Raw genomic sequence first — 16,060 nt, 5'->3', positions numbered from 1 at the left:
TGAATTAAAAGGACTAGAAGATATCGGCTGGATCTGCGGCCCTTAGCTTGCGCATGGCAATGGCCCCCGACATCGAACACATCAGAATAGTCATAATCAAGACAGTGACGGCTCGTTGGGTAGTCATGGAGATGGGAAGCATGGTGGCTGCAAAGGCCAGCTGATACAGTCCTAAAGCTAATCCCACACTGGGTAAATACCCGAGAACAGCCAGAAGGAGGGCTTCTTGAATAAGCATCCCCAACAGATAGTTGTCCGTGTAGCCCATAGCTTTTAAGGTGGCATATTCAGGCAAATGCTCAGATACATCAGAATATAGAATCTGATAGACAATCACGATGCCGACAATAAAGCCCACGCCCACCCCGAGGCCAAAGATAAAGCCAATCCCGGTGCCGTTGGCCCAGTAGTCCCGCTCAATCTGGGCAAAGTCTTCGGTGGTGCCGACTAAAACATCGTCGGGTAGCAGAGCCTCTAGATCGGCCTTGACCTGTGCCAGGTTGGCCCCCGGCTGCAGCTGAATCAGCCCCACTTCAATCTGCTCTGGACTCCGGTTCGGAAACAGCTGCAGAAAGGTGGAGTCACTGGCAATTACATTGCCATCGGCAGCGAAGGACGCTCCGTTGGTGAACACCCCGTCCACCTGAATCAGCTTGTTATTCAGTTCGGCGGCGAAATGCCCCTTTTGCTCAAACGCAGTGGTGGTAAATCCATATTCTGGTCGTCCAGCCTGATCAAATAAGACGCGATGCAGGGGCTGAATTTTATCCTGATTGTTCGTGACTTCCGGGAACTTAAAGGACGGCTCAGCCGGGTCAATGCCCCAGACCAAAATGGCTCGCTCTCGCTTGGTCTCAGGATTCTTCCACTGTCCGGTGGCAATATAAACCCCATTCACGGACTTGACCTGGGGATGGGCCAGGGTCTGATACAGCCGGGCGCGGGGAAAAGCTTTGACGGAAAACAAGGTCTGCATTTGGGGGTTGGTTAAAACCAAATCTGCCTGCAGATTGCGGTGGGGCTGGACGGCCGCATCGAATAAGGCCCCCTCAAACCCCATCTGGATAAAAATCAGCATATCGGCGAAAGCAATGCCTGCGATCGCAACCAGTAACCGTGTGCGCTCCCGCGTCACCTGGTGCCAGGCTAAAGGGGTTCTCTTTAGAAATTTAGGCCGTTTTCGCCTTATCCAACTGTTCATGGCCACTTTCCAAAATCAAACGTTCGTTATAAAAAATGCCAAATCAAGAGTCATCGGAAATTTGGATCACCGTTTGCACCTGCAAATTGCTCAGGTTAGCAACTTGTTGACTGTCTTTTGGATCAAGGGCAATCTTGACCTCGACCACGCGACGATCCAGATTTTCGCCAGGGTCGCCACTAAAGACCTGCTGGCGACTAATCTGACGGCCTAGCTCAATCACTTTGCCGCGCAGTTCGCCAGGAAAGCCTTGGCCTCGAATCGTGGCGGCTTGTCCCACCTGAACCCGGTGAATATCACTTTGGTAAACTTCAGCGACCACCAGCATCTGTTCTGTTTGTCCTAAGGCGACAATGCCGTCGCTCATCTGCTCACCAGGACGGGTGTAGATCTTGAGAATCTGTCCATCACTCGGGGCTTTAATGGTGGCTCGATCCAGATTTTTCTGGGCCTTAGTGAGGGCGACCCGAGCCGCTTCCACCTCTGCTTGAGCCATTTGAATATCCACGGACCGGACTTCTGCCACTTCTGCCAGTCGAGATTGGGCCGTTGCCACCTGAGCTTGCCCGGTAGTTTCCAGCCGACCCAACTCTGCCTGGGCTTCCCGGAGGCGGCGCTGGGCAATGCCGTCGGTGCGGGAGCGTTCTGCAGTGGCCTGCTTCAAGGCTTGGCGAGTGGTATCTACACTCAGCTGCTTGCTATCAAACAAGGATGCAGAAACGGCTCCTGCTTGATAGAGGGATTGATAGCGGGCCAGTTCTTTTTGGGCTGTGCGCAGCTCAGCCTGTAGCCGTTGAACAGCCGCAGTTTGGGCACTGCGATCGCCCTCGTATTGGGCTTCCAATCGGGCAATGGTTTGCCGCTGAATTCGCAATTGCCCGGTTAACTCAGCAGCCTCTTGGGAGACGGTTGCTCGTTGGGCATTAATAGCGCCTGGTTTAGCCCCTGCCCTTACCTGAGCCAGCTTGACCTGAGCAACGCGGAGCTGGGCCTGAGCTTGGGCCACCTCATCTAGCAGGCGATCGCGGGAATCCAAAACGGCAATGGGTTCACCCGCCTGCACTGTATCTCCCAGTTGGACCTTGAGTTCGGCAAGGCGATCGCCATCTAGGGTCAGCGGAGCTGCAACTTTGACAATTTCACCCGTGGGTTCGAGTCGGCCTAAAGCGGCAATATTTGGTAGGGTTGTGGGTTGTACATCACTGGATTCTGCAGAGTGGGGGGTCTGCCAGCCACTTTGAGCCAGACCAACTAGGACAATGCCGCCACTGGCTGCGATGGCAGCAATTAACGTACCGATTAACCAGGGTTTGGGTTTAACTTTGAGGGGACAACTGTTCATGGCTACAGACCATTTGAATCATAAGTTGGCTTTGGTGATGAAACCAGTCCATATCTTCAATGCCTCGGTTATAGACACATTGAATAATCAGACCGTCAATAAAAATCATCAAGAAGTCGGCTAACTCCGTATTCGGGAGCTGTAAGTAATCCACTGTTGCATCACGAGTCCCATCCCAGATCTGGCGGAGGAACTGCAGTTCCTCATCACCCCCCGTTCGAGTTTGCTGAAAGAAGTCGACCCACAGCAGCATCTGTTGCTGATAGAACTGAAGGCTTTTCAATACGAAAGCCATTACTACCTGTAGACGCGCCTCCAAAGTTTCTACCTCAGGGGCTTGGGCAAAGAACCGGGAGATATCTTGTTCACACAGCTCTTGAACCAGCTGCATAAAGATCGCTTCCTTGCTGTCAAAGTAGTGGTAGAGCGTTCCGGTTGAAACCTTGAGCCCTTCAGCAATCTGCCGCATAGTGATTGAACCGTATCCCTTTTGAGCAAAAAGTTCAATGCAGCCATTTAGCAACTCTTTTCGGTACTGTTCTCGATCAACAACCTTAGGCATGGGCGAGAGCACCAGTATTGGATGTATTATTTATTTTATAACATATGTTCGTTATAAAATGTAAGGAGGCTCTTGAAGCTGTAATTTTAGGGTTGCCTGGAGTAGGACACCCCAAAACCGATGACTCTTTTTTAGCGAAGCATAGACAGAACAGTCGCCCCTCTAACGACGATATTGCTGGCCTTTACTAAAAACCCCTAACAAGAGGCCAACAATCGTAATTTGGTGGAAAGGACCTAAAAATAGTCCCGGAATCGGAAGGGATGCTCTTAGAGCTAGAGCGATCAATAAACAAAGGACCAATCCCCATAGGGTAGATACCTGAATTCGTCGCCTAGGTTCCATTACCCGTTCCAAAATAATGACGCCCAGGATACCGATCGCCATATCGATTGCAGCCGAAGAGAGTAATCCCCAAGGGGGACCCAATACTGCTTCAATCTGCACTTGGGAAGATGCCGGTAAGATAAGGGTCAATCCATAGTCAATTACAGAAGCTAAGACAAGGGTAATCACAGAGGCATTGATCAGTTGTTGCCACGGTAATACCTTGAATTGGTACATGCTGTCGCTCGAAAAGAATTGCGTTCCAATTCTACCGAAGCTCTGGTCCCAACAGAATGATTAGAACGCTGCATGAGCAAGAATGAATCAAGGCTGGACTTATCACAATCAAGTTAATCAGGCAGGCGCGGGGCTGACCCTGTTAGAGTTTTATGCTCAACGCTACCGGCATTCGAGTGGGACAGAATGGCAAGCCCGAATTGAAACTGGACAAGTAACCATAGACGGTCGGCAAGCTACTCCAGATACGGTATTAAAACAGGGACAGAATTTGGCCTACCATCGTCCCCCCTGGCAGGAACCAACGGTGCCCTTGACCTTTGATGTTTTATACGAAGATGCAGATGTGTTGGCAATCCATAAACCCTCAGGGTTACCGGTGCTTCCCGGGGGGGCCTTTTTAGAACATACCTTGCTCCACCAGGTACAGCAATGTTTTCCCCAAGGGACACCTTTTCCCATCCATCGCTTGGGGCGAGGGACATCAGGGGTGGTATTGATGGCGCGATCTCAACAGGCTCGCGCTGCTTTAAGCCAACAAATGAGGACTCGGCAAATTCAGAAAGTATATCGAGCGTTAATTGGGCCTGAACAAACCACCCACCCCCTAGAAAAGCAGTTTGAAATTACTCAGGCCATTGGTAAAGTTCCTTATCCAGAGTTGGGATATATCTATGCTGCTACTCAAAAAGGACGCCCCGCCCATAGCGCTTGTACCATTCTTCAACGACGTCCAGAGGCTACTTTACTGGCTGTGACGATTACCACTGGACGTCCCCACCAAATTCGGATTCATTTAGCAACCATTGGCTATCCCTTACTTGGCGATCCGTTATATGTTGCGGGAGGACAACCTCAGTCAATAAGTTCTGAAGAACGATCACAACCCGTACCTGGGGATTGTGGCTATTGGCTTCATGCCTTCTCTTTACAATTTATCCACCCAACCTCTCAGGAGCGAGTCAAAGTTGTGAGTGAGCCACCACAACCGCTGAAGTGCTGACTCAGAGTGATTGCTTGATTGAGCGCTTTTTGAAATATTTAGCCATGAGCCGTCTCACTTTTGGGTCCATCGGTAGGGACGCTTTAACAGAGTGCCAGGCGAATAGGGTGGTTTAGAATCACACATTTACCCTGCAGCGGATCACATGGAAAGCCAGAAAGTTTTCTTATATTCAGATTTGTAGAAAGCAGAGCAGGAAAATATGAATCACGGCATTAGAGTTTTCAGCATTGTAACTGTGGCAGGATTAGTCAGCCTCTCAAGTTTGAATTTTGCATCTTCATCCCATGCACAGGATTATCTAGAAGTTCAAAATGCTGATTGGCTTGCCAAAGCAGAGCAAAAAAACCTCAACTATGATGGGGTTCTATACTGCGATGATGCCAATGTAAAAATCAATATTCGTCGAGGCCCTGGAACCAGCTATAAAGTTGGATACAGCAGCTTTAGAGGACTTGAAGTCGATGTTCTCTCTTCTTATCAAGCAAAGGGCTATAAATGGTACAAAATCCGCTACGTCAACCAAATTTTGCACCAATCAGAGAACGGGTGGGTGAGAGAAGACCTGATCAAAATACTTTGATAAACGTCGTTTTCCAAAAGTCTTAGGGTTGTCTAACCTGCTTTTGACGCCACCATTTCGTCTAAACGCATTTCACAATCAGCTCTTCAGAAAAGCCAGATTAATTTTCTGAAGAGCTGATGTATAGCTATATCTGGGTTCCACCTCACCGCCAAAGTTCATAACGCTGGAGCGTTAAACTTCAAGCGATGGCCCTAAAATCGAGATGGAGCGCCAAGCTTGCGTGAGTTAAAACATACGATTGATACTTGCCGCTATTCCCTCCGATAGGCTGAGCTGTAAATACTCCGTGTAAGCCTTGCTCTTACTCATCTTTTTATGACTCTTGTGGAGCCATCTCTACCCTTATTTATCCGCAATACCCAAGAAAAATTTCATCAACAGGGGTATGTTATCCTGCCCCAAATCTGTTCTTCTCTCATCTGCGAACAGGTCTGCGAGCATCTTGATGAAGTAGTCCAAACAGGGCCTGGGAGTAGACGCTTACTCGCCTTTGACTGGTGCCAAGAACTGGCCAAAAGCCTCAAATTCCATCCATTTATCTCACCTTTACTGGGTCCTTCTCCCATTGCCAACCAATGCACCTATTTTGAGAAATCCCCTGATCAAAATTGGTTAGTGGCACTGCATCAAGATGTCAGCATTGCCGTTCAACCTAATGCTGCTGCCACTCAGTTGGGAATATCTCAAAAAGAAGGTCTGTCTTTTGTACAGCCACCCATCGAGATTTTGGAACAGTTAGTTGCCCTTCGTATCCATTTAGATGACTGCACAATCAACAATGGTCCCCTAAAAGTGGTGCCAGGCTCTCATCAACAGGGGCGACTCTCTGACCCGATGATTACAAAACTGCGGGACCACTCCGGTGAGATATCCTGCTTAGTGCCCAAAGGCGGTGTGTTAGCCATGCGACCATTGCTTCTGCATGCGTCCAGTAAGATGACGCTTCCCCAACGCCGACGGGTGTTACATTTTCTCTGTGGTCCTCAACACCTTCCAAATGGTTTAGCTTGGCATGAGGCTATTTAGACGGCATTGGTCTTTTGACAAGATTTACAAGGTCGCAATCCATGCGTTCTATGGGCTTTGAAGTTAGCAAGAGACTACCATGCCAAATAACGACAGAGGAAAAACAGAGCCCCGCAAGATACCAATGCCTATTCATTGGAGAGTTAAGCCGCTTTCGGAGGAGCTTCAGCCGTTAGGGTGTTGGTTTCTAATCGACCATCTTCCATATGGACAATCCGGTCAGCCACATCAAGAATACGGTTATCGTGGGTGACCAGCAAAATAGTACAGCCCTGTTCTTTGGCCAGGGTTTGCATCAGATTCACCACATCTCGACCGGACTTACTATCCAGTGCAGCCGTGGGTTCATCGGCAAGGACAATGGCGGGGTGACTGACTAACGCTCTTGCGATCGCAACCCGTTGCTTTTGTCCCCCAGACAGATCATCCGGATAGTAATGGATATGATCGCCTAGCCCCACCTGATTGAGAATGGTCGTTGCTTGCTCCACCATCTCTTGGGGGGACCGGGTGCCCGTCACTTCTAGCCCCATCTTTACGTTTTGCAGGGTCGTTAAACTGCGGTGTAAATTATGGGCCTGGAAAATATAGCCATTATGGCGACGAGCTTGCACCAGTTCCTTCTCTTTTGCACCTGTTAATTCTTGACCCAAAATTTTGAGGCTGCCATTTTGGGCGGCCCGTAATCCCCCGACTAGGGTTAGTAAGGTTGTTTTTCCCGATCCAGAGGGGCCGGTCATCAAGACAATTTCTCCCGCTGTAATATCTAGGTGAATATCGAATAACACCTGTTTGCGCAGGCGACCATGACCGAAGTAGTGGTCGAGATGGCGGATAGAGATAACGGGGTCTTTCATGGTTGAGGGGGGCTTGAGGTTAGAACATATCGGCAGGGTCAGCGGACTGGAGTTTCCGAGTGGCTATTGCACCGGAAAGGGTACACATCACCACCGTCAGTACGAATACCGTGATCGCTCGGCCTGTGGTCATAAATAGGGGTAAGGCTGTTGCAGATCGGGCCAAACCATACAGTCCCATAGGCAGAATGGCACCGGGGATAAATCCAAGGACCGCTAGGATAATGGCTTCTTCGAACACCACCCCTAAGAAATAGCGATTCTGATAGCCCATGGCTTTGAAGGTCGCATACTCGCGAATATGGGCATTCACATCCGTGGACAACACCTGGTAAACAATCACCACCCCGACGACAAAGGCCATCGCGGTGCCTAAGCCGAAAATAAAACCCACGGGGCTACGCACCTGCCAGTAGGCAGTTTCAAAGGCAATAAACTCCTCCAGGGTTAAGACCTGGACATCTTCCGGGAGATGATCCTTTAGGGTTGCCACCACTTGTTCTGGGTTCGCATTCGGCTCCAGTCGGATTAGCCCCAAATTGATGCTGCCCGCCTGTCGTCGAGGAAATTGCAACAGAAAATTCTGGTCACTGGTAATTAAAGTCCCATCTGCGCCGAAGGAAGCCCCCATCTCAAATAATCCGGCAATGGTAATAGTGCGGCGTTGCGCTTCGGTCTGCACAGGTTTGCCTTGATCAATGAGGGCAAAAGACTCGGCATAATCTCCTCTAGAGCCTCGGTCGAAGATAAACGTATCCGGCTGTTTCACCAAGGGAAGTTTCTCCGTCAGTCCTGGTAGATTCATGGCAGATCGATCAGGATTAAACCCAATCACCTGGACTAAGGTTTCTCGCTTGGTCTGGGGATTTTTCCAGTTCAACGTATTGATATAGAAGGGTTCCGCGAATTTCACCCCCGGAACATCCTGTGCCTGATACAACCGTCGTCGAGAAAAGGTGGACAGGGCTTGCAGATTTCGGGCTTGGGGACTCAGAAGAACAATATCCGCATTTAAGGTGCGGTGCAGTTGGGTATTACTGACAAACAAAGAGGCCTGAAAACCCATCTGCATAAACATCAGCACATCCGCAAAGGCAATACCGGCTAAAGCGACCAACAATCTGCCTTTTTCATGGCTGAGCTGGAGCCACCCCAACGGGGTACGTTTGGAGAGCGGAGCCTTCATAACTGCACCGTCACATTCACTTGCAAATTGGTAAATTGGGCAGCCTGTTGGCTAGAGGTGTTGTCCAACTTGATGTAAACCTCCACCACTCGGCCATCGATATTTTCGCTGGGGTCGGTGTTAATAATGGTTTGCCGCCGGACCTTGGTGCTAACTCGATCGACGGTGCCCGATAAGGATTGGGGCAAGGCCTCGCTGTTCACTTTGACGGCCTGCCCAGTTTTGATCTTACGGACATCGCTTTGATAGACCTCTGCCACCGCATACATTTGCTGCGTTTGGCCCAGCTCTAGTATGCCGTCTGTCCCCACGACTTCACCCGGATGGGTATGGATATCCAATACCACTCCCGATTGAGGCGCTTTAATATAGGCTTGATCCAGTCTGGCCTGGGCCTGCTTAACGCTAGCGCGAGCTTGGTTGATATTGGCTTGGGCGACATTCACATCCACTGGACGCACTTCAGCAATTTGATTGAGGCGAGCCCGAGCCGCAACTAGTTCAGGAGATTGAACGGCCTGTAAACGGTTGGCTACGGCTTGAGCTTCCTGTAGATTGCGTTGGGCCGTTTGCAGCACCAACTGTTTTTGATCCCGTTCTGAAGCCGAGATTGCTCCTTGCTGATAGAGGGATTGATAGCGGTTGAATTCGGCTAGGGCATTGTCTACTTCGGCATGGCGGCGGGCAATGGTTGCGGATTGAGCCGTCATTTCCCCCTGTCGTTGGGCATCTAATCGGGCAATCTCCGCGCGCTGGGCCGCCAGTTCCCCCTGCTTGGCCCCCGCTTTAATTCGAGCGAGTTCTGCTTCTGCTACCCGGACCTGCTCTTGAGCCGTCTGCAAATCTGCTTGGAGGCGATCACGACTATCGAGAATGGCAATGATTTGTCCCGAAGAAACGGCTTCCCCTTCCTTTACCAATAGTTGGGAAATTCGATTCCCTTCCGCACTGCTAGGGGCCGAAAGCTGGACCAGCTCTCCTTGGGGTTCCAGGCGTCCCAAGGCCGAAACGGTCTTGATCTCTAAGGGGGTAGGCGGAGTGTTGGACTGTTTTGGGGGATTGGAATACTGCCGCAGGGTCCATACAGAGACCCCACCCAAGGCCAGGGCAGCTGCGATCGCAACCCAGGTTACGCGGGGCCAGTTCAATCGAGATTGTTGGGACACACTATTTGAGACCATCACCCGCCTCCAAAGAGAATAACTAAACTGTTTAGTTTAGATTTGATATTATTAGACTAAACTGATTAGTTTAGTTCTGTCAAGGGCGGACCCACTTTGCCCTAGGATGGGAAAACTAGCGGTTTAATTGCTGAATTGGCGCCCGCCCACCATGGATACCAAATCTCCCCCCTCCGAACGTCAGCTGTCTGCAACCAAACGCAGCGCCATTTTGTCAGGGGCAATGCAAGAGTTTTTAGCCCAAGGCTATGCGGCCACCACGATGGATCGGGTGGCCGCAGCCGCAAAGGTCTCTAAAGCCACGGTCTATAGCCACTTCAAAGATAAGGAAGGGTTGTTTATTGCGCTGGTGCAGCAATTACAGGAGAAAAAATTTCAGGTGGTCTATGGCTCACCGGAAGGGAAACGCCTAGAGGGGCCTCCGCGGCAGGTGTTGCATCATCTCGCCAGCAATATGTTAGAGAACATCATCGAAGATAAGCCCTTCCAAGCCTTTATGCGGCTGATTATTGGGGAGTCGGGTCGTTTCCCAGAACTAGCGCGAGCCTTCAGCCACCATACCCCCCGCTGTTTTCTATCGATTTTGAAAGACTATTTAGGAGCTCAATCGGGGCTCAACCTCAAGGATCCAGAAGCGACGGCCCGCATCTTTATCGGTAGCTTAGTGCATTACGTGATTTTTCAGGAGCTACTCTACGCCAAAGAAGTTGTACCGTTTGCACGTGAACGGATGATTCAAGCACTCGTTGATCTGATTGTTAATGACTCGGCATAATTCTTGGCTGCTCCAGTCTTAGGGGATTTTCACCCCCTATGTCAGCAACCTGAATGGGGCTAGGATTCGGGTTCAGTGCCTGTATTTGAAGGATTGAGCTAATGGTTTCAATTTAGAATCTGCCCATAAAAAAGAACCGAAAGCACCCCTTCTGCAACAACTCAAAATGGATATGCATGGGGCTCCATTAAAGCCTTACAATTTATGTAGCTAGATTACAAAATATTGAGGAACTGATGGAGTATACCCTGCCAGCAATCTATAACATTCCTTCCCCCCCTTACTTTCTCGTCCTGATTGCAGCTGTGCTTGGCGTAGCTTGTGGTAAAGCCTTTGAAGTGTCCTTGAAGCAAAAGGCCGAAGAATGGTCAAAACGAAAAACAAACAAGCCCCTGAGTGATGTTGCTGAAATTCGGTTGCTTTTTCCCTTGGCTGGCGTTTGTCTCTGTAGTTGGGTCTTTTTGGGATCTGCCTTAACCATCTTTGCTGTGTCCTGGGCCCAAGGGTTCACCACTGCCTTTTTTGTGGTGACCTTTAGTGCTGTTCTACTGTGGACGCAAATGATTCAGGTTATGAAAGCCATCGAAGAAGGTGGATCTGCAGCCTTAGAAATCACCAGCATTTTCTAATGTCGAGTTGTTGAAGGGACTGATTCCCAAAATCATGACCCTGAGCTTGTGCATGATTGTCAAAAATGAGGCAGCGAGCTTATCTCGCTGCCTCAAAAGTGTAGAGGGGTGGGTGGATGAGATGATCATTGTGGACACGGGGTCCACCGATGACACTCCCTCGATTGCCCAATCCTTCGGGGCCAAAGTTTACAACTATGACTGGGGCAATGACTTTGCCGCTGCCCGTAATTTTGGACTGCAATATGTGCAGTCAGAGTGGGTACTGGTTTTAGATGCCGATGAAGTGTTGAACTCGGAAGTTAAGCCTCAACTACAAGGCATTCTAGAGCAAGACAATTTGCTGGCGGTGACATTACTACGGCATGAAGTGGGGGCTCAGCAGTCCCCGTATTCATTGCTGTCACGCCTCTTTCGCAATCACCCGCAAATCCGTTTTCAGCGTCCCTATCATGAACTGATTGATGATCGCGTGCTGGCTCTGCAGAAACAGGAATCTGGCTGGCAAGTGGGGCATTTACCAGAGGTTGCCATTGAGCATTTTGGCTATCAGGTGGATGCGATCGCAACCCGTAACAAACACCAGCGAGCCTGCGAAATTATGGCTGCTGCCCTGGCAAACAACCCAAACGACGCCTATCTTTGCAGCAAGCTAGGGGCTTTATATGTAGATATGGGCCAAGTTGAACCCGGTATCCATTTGCTCAAACAAGGCTTGAACCTAAATCCACCTGAAGCCTCCATTTGCTACGAACTCCATTATCATTTAGGCCATACCTATGCTCGATGTCAACAGGCAGCCCTAGCCCTTCACCATTATCAGCAAGCGGTTCAGCAGAAGCTGCCTGAACTTCTAAAACTTGGAGCTTACAACAACTGGGCTAATTTACTTCAAGACTGCGGCCAATATGAACAGGCAAGTCAGCAATACCAACAGATCATTGCCTTGCAACCCGATTGGTCGGTGGGCTATTACAACTTAGGGCTAACCCGTAGAGCAATGGGGGATTTGTCAGGAGCGATTGCCGCCTACCGCCAAGCCATCCAAAAACAACCTGACTATGCAGAGGCCTATCAAAATCTAGGGGTGGCTCTGTTCAAGCAAGGCCAGCTTCAGGCCAGTCAGCAAGCTTTCAGTCGGGCCATTGCCCTCCATCGCCAACACAACAATATCGCTGCCGCAGAACAATTACAGCAGGGGGTTGCCGAGTTGGGGTTACCCGACTTCCCTTCTATATAATTCTGGGCTAAATAAGCCTTAGCTACAGCAAATCATCATCGCTTAAGCCTTTAACATCTTGCACGATCCGAGATAGGTCTCGTTTCTCATCTAGTGAGACCCGGGTTGGGGTACCGCTGATGATGCCTTCAAAGTTATGGAACGCATTTTTAATTTCAGGACCATGCTGACTAATGGAGTATTCGCGAATTCCCTTATCATGCCAGGATCCTCTCATTTTGAAGACATTGATGGCTCGGGACATTTCCCCCAGAATTTCCACATATTGCAACATCAAAATCGTGTCTGTAATCGTAGAAATATGGGATTCCGTGATCGAGTGGGAGCCTAAAAAATGATCCGTTGTATTGGTAAAGAAACCGGTGATTTCTTCCTGCTTAGCAAAGCCCGTTACGCCAATCACAAACTGACGAAAGGCATTGTTGCTAACCCCCCGCGCTAAGGCCGAAAGGGAGTCAATCGAAATTCGCGACGGTTTAAATTCAGCGATTTCGGATTTAATTTGCTGCAGGTGATCTTCTAAGCCTGCCGATTCTGGATAGGTACAGAGGATTTTAAGGAGGCCTTTTTGTTCCATCTCCTCAAAGTCAATCCCCCAGGAGTAAGCATTCCTGGACAACTGAGCCCGAGATTCCTCATAGGCGAACAGAATAGCGCGGTCGCCGTTGCTACAGGCATTTTCTAGGAACTTACTGACCAGTAAGGTTTTCCCGGTTCCTGTCGCCCCCGTAACTAAAATAATTGAGTCTTTGAAGAAGCCACCCCCACACATCTCATCCAAGGTTTGAACCCCAGATGAGACCCGAGCATTGGAAGATCGCTGGGTAAGGCGCATGGCCCCGAGGGGGAAAATATTAATGCCGTCGTCCGTAATCGTGAAGGGATACTCCCCCTTCATATGGCTGGTGCCCCGTAATTTCAAAATTTCTAAGGTTCGTCGGCGTCGCTCCCCTTCTAGGACATTGCGAACAATCACGACATTATCGGAGACAAATTCTTCGACACCATATCGCGCCACGGGACCATATTCATCCACCCGCTCCGTGGTCATTACCGTCGTCACGCCAATTTGCTTGAGACGAGCGGTTAGCCTGAAAATCTCTCGCCGAACTACTGTCGCCGCATCATACTGCTGAAAAATAGCGGTTACCGAGTCAATGCCGACTCGCTTGGCCTGATACTTGCTGATGGCATACTGAATACGCTCAATCAGGGCAGATAGATCAAATTCTCCGGCAATATCCTGCCCTTCTGGGTCAGGAGACGCATCCAGTATAAATAGCTTGCCATCGTCCATGAGTTGTTGAAGATCCCATCCAAAGCTCAAGGCGTTTTGGATAATGTCTTTTGGAGATTCTTCAAAGGTGACAAACACAGCCGGGTCATCAAAATGAACAATGCCGTGATAGAGGAACTGAATTGCAAACATGGTTTTACCTGTTCCAGAGGTGCCACTGACTAAAGTGGTTCGCCCCAGTGGTAAGCCCCCATGACTAATATCGTCAAAGCCTTCGATACGAGTCAAAATCTTGGTTACTTCGACTTTATTCTTATCGTTCTTTTTATACTGAGATAAATTACTTTTCTTCATTGTTCATCTAAATCAAAATGAATAAAAACTTTTAAAGTCGAATATGGGCTGAAGTCGCCTTATTAAGTAGGCTAGTACTCCATAATGCCATCAGAAAGTTCTTCATAGAGCAGATCTAAACCAATCAGCACTCGCTCACGATCGGATAGATCACCAATAATTTTGCGAACGGGAGGGGGCAAACCTTTTGCTAGGGTTGGCGTCGCTAAAATCTTGTCTTCTTCAGCCAGTTGCGGATTTTTCAATACATCAATCACTTTTAGGGCATAAACGCCTTGAAATTCAGTTTCAAGAATATGATTTAGAGTTCTTAAAGCCCTGACAGAATTAGGGGTGTTGCCAGCAACATAGAGTTTAAGAACATAGGTTTTTCTGATAGAGCTCATGGCAGGGAATTAGGGTTGATCGGTCTTGAATAATTAACGGGTTTTAGGAATAGATCGACGATACATCTCACACAAATGGGCCATGATATCGATTAAGGTCAAGCGATAGTCCAACAGAATATCTTCATTGCGGCCTTCTAATTTTAGTTTTTTAGCAAAGGCATCCATTAACTCCATATGAATTTCTAATATTTTTAAGATTGAGATATCCGCAAAAAATATTTGAGTCACAAAGTCATCAATTTCTTGGTTCACACTACTATCTTGCCGAAAGTAGTTGAGAATGATATCCCGATAATCTCGCTTGAGGGTCACCAAGTAATCGGCCTGTTCTTCTTCGGTGAGTTTGTGAAAGAACTGTTGAGGATTGCGTTTGTAGTAAACCCCTAAGTAACCGAGACGCTCCTTTAGTTTTTGAGACAGCCGTTGCTGCTGGGTAGCAAGATTATCTTGGATGGCTTCGTCAGCATATTTTTTTTGCAATCTAGTGGGGAGTCGACAAGCTTTAGATAGCTGTAGAAACTGTGCGATCGCACAATCGATACTGGACAAAATATCCTCTTGATCATGATCCACAATCACTTCAGCAATGTGGTAGTAGCTGTCCTGTTGTGGGTCACGATCCGCAGAATTGGGTTGGGATGTCTTTTCTACCGATTCCTCAACCTGTAGCAGCACAGCAGGCAGTAAAATCGCTTCCCGATGCAAATGACTTACAACTTTAGGGAGTGCGGCATTCTTTTCGAAGATGAGACAATCAATACGATGTTTGCCTTGTTCGACTATCTCTAAGAAATTGTCATAGGTTGCATGAACCAAACTATAACGATCGCCCTCCAAAATCCGGGTATAAAGGTCAACTAAAGATTCTGAACTCAGTAGTGTACAGATAAAGATCTGGGGACGAGAGACCGCAGTTTGAGAAAGGGTCATAACGCCAATTTTATCTAATTATTAAGAAATACTTTAGCATCAAATGAGATTATGAAGGAATATTAAGTTATGTATTAAAGAAGTGGAATTCATTGCCTGGGGAACGACTCTCTCTTGGACGTGAGCTAGAGACCAGTGGTGACTTGACTTCAGAAATTTATAGGATAACGAAATAATTTTTCCTTCAATGACCCATAACGACTTCTTATGATTAAAGACCGCTCAAAACTCCATATCCTCTACATGCAAATTCGTGACGATCAAGTAACACGAATTGAAGAGCTACAGGAATTTGCGCGTCATAGCCAACTGAATGAAAGCCAGTTCACCCCTCTCAACGTCTTTGATCAACCCGACTTTTCCCCGGACTATGCAACTCAGTTTGACGCCGTATTTGTGGGTGGATCCAGCGATGCTTCAGTCCTGAAGCCGGATCAATATCCGTTTGTGGAGCCTGCCAAGCAATTACTCAAACATTGTGTCGATCACACTATTCCGGTGTTTGCTTCCTGCTTTGGTTTTCAGTTAGGGGTGGAAGCCTTAGGTGGGAAAGTCATCCATGATGCCCAAAATATGGAAATGGGGATTTACCCGATGCAGCTCACTTCATCTGCTCGGGACGATCAATTGTTCGCTGGTACTCCTAAACGATTTTTAGCCGTTTCTGGCCATAAGGAGCGGGCCTTTAAACTGCCGCCTCATACTCAATTACTGGCATTTACAGAACGTTGTCCCTACCATGCCTTTAAAGTAATGGATAAACCGTTTTACGGCTTCCAGTTTCATCCTGAGGTGGATCACCATGATTTAGCTGCCCGCATTACCCGCTATCAAGATCGCTATCTGGAGCAGGATGGATCCTTACAAACCATCCTAGATAACCTCCACCCCACACCAGAGTCAAATCGACTCATTCTCAAATTCGTTGATCGGATTCTGCTGCAAAAAAGGTAAAATCGGCACTTGCCCGATGCCTTAACTCTTAGCCCTCTTATCCC

General features: G+C 48.5%; 17 protein-coding genes. 7 read left to right on the top strand and 10 right to left on the bottom strand.

Annotation, left to right across the window (positions count from 1 at the left end; all coding sequences use genetic code 11):
* Nucleotides 1-13: 13 nt before the first annotated feature.
* The 4 genes from devC (ON05_RS25665) to ON05_RS25650 form a co-directional block, all read right to left on the bottom strand.
* Nucleotides 14-1,201: an ABC transporter permease DevC gene (gene devC / locus ON05_RS25665; RefSeq protein ID WP_010479714.1), complete on the bottom strand. Its 1,188-nt coding sequence runs from the start codon at nucleotides 1,199-1,201 to the stop codon at nucleotides 14-16.
* Nucleotides 1,202-1,244: 43 nt separating this feature from the next.
* Nucleotides 1,245-2,543 carry an efflux RND transporter periplasmic adaptor subunit gene (locus tag ON05_RS25660; protein WP_010479716.1) on the bottom strand — a complete coding sequence of 433 codons (1,299 nt, stop codon included), beginning with the start codon at nucleotides 2,541-2,543 and terminating at the stop codon, nucleotides 1,245-1,247.
* The gene (locus ON05_RS25655) at nucleotides 2,518-3,105 is read right to left on the bottom strand and encodes a TetR/AcrR family transcriptional regulator (RefSeq protein WP_010479718.1); all 588 of its coding nucleotides are present in this window, start codon (nucleotides 3,103-3,105) and stop codon (nucleotides 2,518-2,520) included. The genes ON05_RS25660 and ON05_RS25655 overlap by 26 nt, the downstream gene beginning before the upstream one ends.
* A gap of 162 nt (nucleotides 3,106-3,267) precedes the next feature.
* The gene (locus ON05_RS25650; RefSeq protein WP_010479720.1) at nucleotides 3,268-3,669 is read right to left on the bottom strand and encodes a hypothetical protein; all 402 of its coding nucleotides are present in this window, start codon (nucleotides 3,667-3,669) and stop codon (nucleotides 3,268-3,270) included.
* A gap of 82 nt (nucleotides 3,670-3,751) precedes the next feature.
* On the opposite strand from ON05_RS25650, the gene ON05_RS25645 reads away from it, so the two are divergent.
* The 3 genes from ON05_RS25645 to ON05_RS25635 all read left to right on the top strand — a co-directional run bounded on the left by ON05_RS25645 (nucleotide 3,752) and on the right by ON05_RS25635 (nucleotide 6,284).
* The gene (locus ON05_RS25645; RefSeq protein WP_262562362.1) at nucleotides 3,752-4,672 is read left to right on the top strand and encodes an RluA family pseudouridine synthase; all 921 of its coding nucleotides are present in this window, start codon (nucleotides 3,752-3,754) and stop codon (nucleotides 4,670-4,672) included.
* A gap of 202 nt (nucleotides 4,673-4,874) precedes the next feature.
* A complete protein-coding gene (locus ON05_RS25640) occupies nucleotides 4,875-5,255 on the top strand; it encodes a hypothetical protein (RefSeq protein ID WP_010479724.1) in 381 nt (126 codons plus the stop codon).
* 318 nt (nucleotides 5,256-5,573) lie between these two features.
* Entirely contained in the window at nucleotides 5,574-6,284 is a 711-nt protein-coding gene (locus ON05_RS25635; RefSeq protein WP_010479726.1) for a phytanoyl-CoA dioxygenase family protein, read from the top strand.
* A gap of 143 nt (nucleotides 6,285-6,427) precedes the next feature.
* Here the strand turns inward: ON05_RS25635 and ON05_RS25630 are convergent, their stop codons facing one another.
* From ON05_RS25630 to ON05_RS25620, 3 genes are read right to left on the bottom strand one after another with little or no spacing between them, the layout of a single operon-like run.
* Nucleotides 6,428-7,141, bottom strand: a complete 714-nt coding sequence (locus tag ON05_RS25630) for a DevA family ABC transporter ATP-binding protein (protein WP_010479729.1) — start codon at nucleotides 7,139-7,141, stop codon at nucleotides 6,428-6,430.
* Nucleotides 7,142-7,160: 19 nt separating this feature from the next.
* Entirely contained in the window at nucleotides 7,161-8,327 is a 1,167-nt protein-coding gene (devC, locus tag ON05_RS25625; protein WP_010479731.1) for an ABC transporter permease DevC, read from the bottom strand.
* Nucleotides 8,324-9,508 carry an ABC exporter membrane fusion protein gene (locus tag ON05_RS25620; protein ID WP_010479733.1) on the bottom strand — a complete coding sequence of 395 codons (1,185 nt, stop codon included), beginning with the start codon at nucleotides 9,506-9,508 and terminating at the stop codon, nucleotides 8,324-8,326. The genes devC (ON05_RS25625) and ON05_RS25620 overlap by 4 nt, the downstream gene beginning before the upstream one ends.
* Before the next feature lie 151 nt (nucleotides 9,509-9,659).
* Here ON05_RS25620 and ON05_RS25615 point away from each other — a divergent pair, with 151 nt between their 5' ends.
* The 3 genes from ON05_RS25615 (at nucleotide 9,660) to ON05_RS25605 (ending at nucleotide 12,152) form a co-directional block, all read left to right on the top strand.
* A complete protein-coding gene (locus ON05_RS25615) occupies nucleotides 9,660-10,283 on the top strand; it encodes a TetR/AcrR family transcriptional regulator (protein ID WP_010479735.1) in 624 nt (207 codons plus the stop codon).
* Nucleotides 10,284-10,519: 236 nt separating this feature from the next.
* Nucleotides 10,520-10,912, top strand: a complete 393-nt coding sequence (locus ON05_RS25610; RefSeq protein WP_010479738.1) for a hypothetical protein — start codon at nucleotides 10,520-10,522, stop codon at nucleotides 10,910-10,912.
* Between the two features lie 34 nt (nucleotides 10,913-10,946).
* Nucleotides 10,947-12,152, top strand: a complete 1,206-nt coding sequence (locus ON05_RS25605; protein WP_039781839.1) for a glycosyltransferase — start codon at nucleotides 10,947-10,949, stop codon at nucleotides 12,150-12,152.
* A 22-nt stretch (nucleotides 12,153-12,174) separates the two neighbouring features.
* Here ON05_RS25605 and kaiC read toward each other — a convergent pair whose 3' ends face one another.
* The 3 genes from kaiC to ON05_RS25590 all read right to left on the bottom strand — a co-directional run bounded on the left by kaiC (nucleotide 12,175) and on the right by ON05_RS25590 (nucleotide 15,062).
* Nucleotides 12,175-13,743 (bottom strand): circadian clock protein KaiC, encoded by a 1,569-nt coding sequence (kaiC, locus tag ON05_RS25600; protein WP_010479741.1) that lies wholly within the window; start codon nucleotides 13,741-13,743, stop codon nucleotides 12,175-12,177.
* A gap of 71 nt (nucleotides 13,744-13,814) precedes the next feature.
* On the bottom strand, nucleotides 13,815-14,129 hold the full coding sequence (kaiB, locus tag ON05_RS25595; protein ID WP_262562361.1) for a circadian clock protein KaiB: 315 nt from the start codon (nucleotides 14,127-14,129) through the stop codon (nucleotides 13,815-13,817).
* Nucleotides 14,130-14,162: 33 nt separating this feature from the next.
* Entirely contained in the window at nucleotides 14,163-15,062 is a 900-nt protein-coding gene (locus ON05_RS25590; protein WP_010479747.1) for a circadian clock protein KaiA, read from the bottom strand.
* Between the two features lie 207 nt (nucleotides 15,063-15,269).
* On the opposite strand from ON05_RS25590, the gene ON05_RS25585 reads away from it, so the two are divergent.
* Nucleotides 15,270-16,016 (top strand): type 1 glutamine amidotransferase, encoded by a 747-nt coding sequence (locus ON05_RS25585; protein WP_010479750.1) that lies wholly within the window; start codon nucleotides 15,270-15,272, stop codon nucleotides 16,014-16,016.
* The last annotated feature ends 44 nt before the right edge of the window (nucleotides 16,017-16,060 follow it).

The organism is Acaryochloris sp. CCMEE 5410, assembly GCF_000238775.2.
Taxonomy (GTDB): Bacteria; Cyanobacteriota; Cyanobacteriia; order Thermosynechococcales; family Thermosynechococcaceae; genus Acaryochloris.
The sequence above is the reverse complement of the archived record's forward strand: the minus strand, read 5'-3'. Positions and strand labels throughout refer to the sequence as shown.

What these genes read in the sequence shown, in the direction of transcription:
- ON05_RS25635 (WP_010479726.1), top strand. Translation starts at nt 5,574, where the DNA reads ATGACTCTTGTGGAGCCATCTCTACCCTTATTTATCCGCAATACCCAA.
- kaiB (WP_262562361.1), bottom strand. Translation starts at nt 14,129, where the DNA reads ATGAGCTCTATCAGAAAAACCTATGTTCTTAAACTCTATGTTGCTGGC.
- ON05_RS25645 (WP_262562362.1), top strand. Translation starts at nt 3,752, where the DNA reads ATGAATCAAGGCTGGACTTATCACAATCAAGTTAATCAGGCAGGCGCG.
- ON05_RS25585 (WP_010479750.1), top strand. Translation starts at nt 15,270, where the DNA reads ATGATTAAAGACCGCTCAAAACTCCATATCCTCTACATGCAAATTCGT.
- ON05_RS25640 (WP_010479724.1), top strand. Translation starts at nt 4,875, where the DNA reads ATGAATCACGGCATTAGAGTTTTCAGCATTGTAACTGTGGCAGGATTA.
- kaiC (WP_010479741.1), bottom strand. Translation starts at nt 13,743, where the DNA reads ATGAAGAAAAGTAATTTATCTCAGTATAAAAAGAACGATAAGAATAAA.
- ON05_RS25610 (WP_010479738.1), top strand. Translation starts at nt 10,520, where the DNA reads ATGGAGTATACCCTGCCAGCAATCTATAACATTCCTTCCCCCCCTTAC.
- ON05_RS25605 (WP_039781839.1), top strand. Translation starts at nt 10,947, where the DNA reads ATGACCCTGAGCTTGTGCATGATTGTCAAAAATGAGGCAGCGAGCTTA.
- ON05_RS25630 (WP_010479729.1), bottom strand. Translation starts at nt 7,141, where the DNA reads ATGAAAGACCCCGTTATCTCTATCCGCCATCTCGACCACTACTTCGGT.
- devC (WP_010479714.1), bottom strand. Translation starts at nt 1,201, where the DNA reads ATGAACAGTTGGATAAGGCGAAAACGGCCTAAATTTCTAAAGAGAACC.
- ON05_RS25590 (WP_010479747.1), bottom strand. Translation starts at nt 15,062, where the DNA reads ATGACCCTTTCTCAAACTGCGGTCTCTCGTCCCCAGATCTTTATCTGT.
- ON05_RS25650 (WP_010479720.1), bottom strand. Translation starts at nt 3,669, where the DNA reads ATGTACCAATTCAAGGTATTACCGTGGCAACAACTGATCAATGCCTCT.
- ON05_RS25655 (WP_010479718.1), bottom strand. Translation starts at nt 3,105, where the DNA reads ATGCCTAAGGTTGTTGATCGAGAACAGTACCGAAAAGAGTTGCTAAAT.
- ON05_RS25660 (WP_010479716.1), bottom strand. Translation starts at nt 2,543, where the DNA reads ATGAACAGTTGTCCCCTCAAAGTTAAACCCAAACCCTGGTTAATCGGT.
- ON05_RS25615 (WP_010479735.1), top strand. Translation starts at nt 9,660, where the DNA reads ATGGATACCAAATCTCCCCCCTCCGAACGTCAGCTGTCTGCAACCAAA.
- devC (WP_010479731.1), bottom strand. Translation starts at nt 8,327, where the DNA reads ATGAAGGCTCCGCTCTCCAAACGTACCCCGTTGGGGTGGCTCCAGCTC.
- ON05_RS25620 (WP_010479733.1), bottom strand. Translation starts at nt 9,508, where the DNA reads ATGGTCTCAAATAGTGTGTCCCAACAATCTCGATTGAACTGGCCCCGC.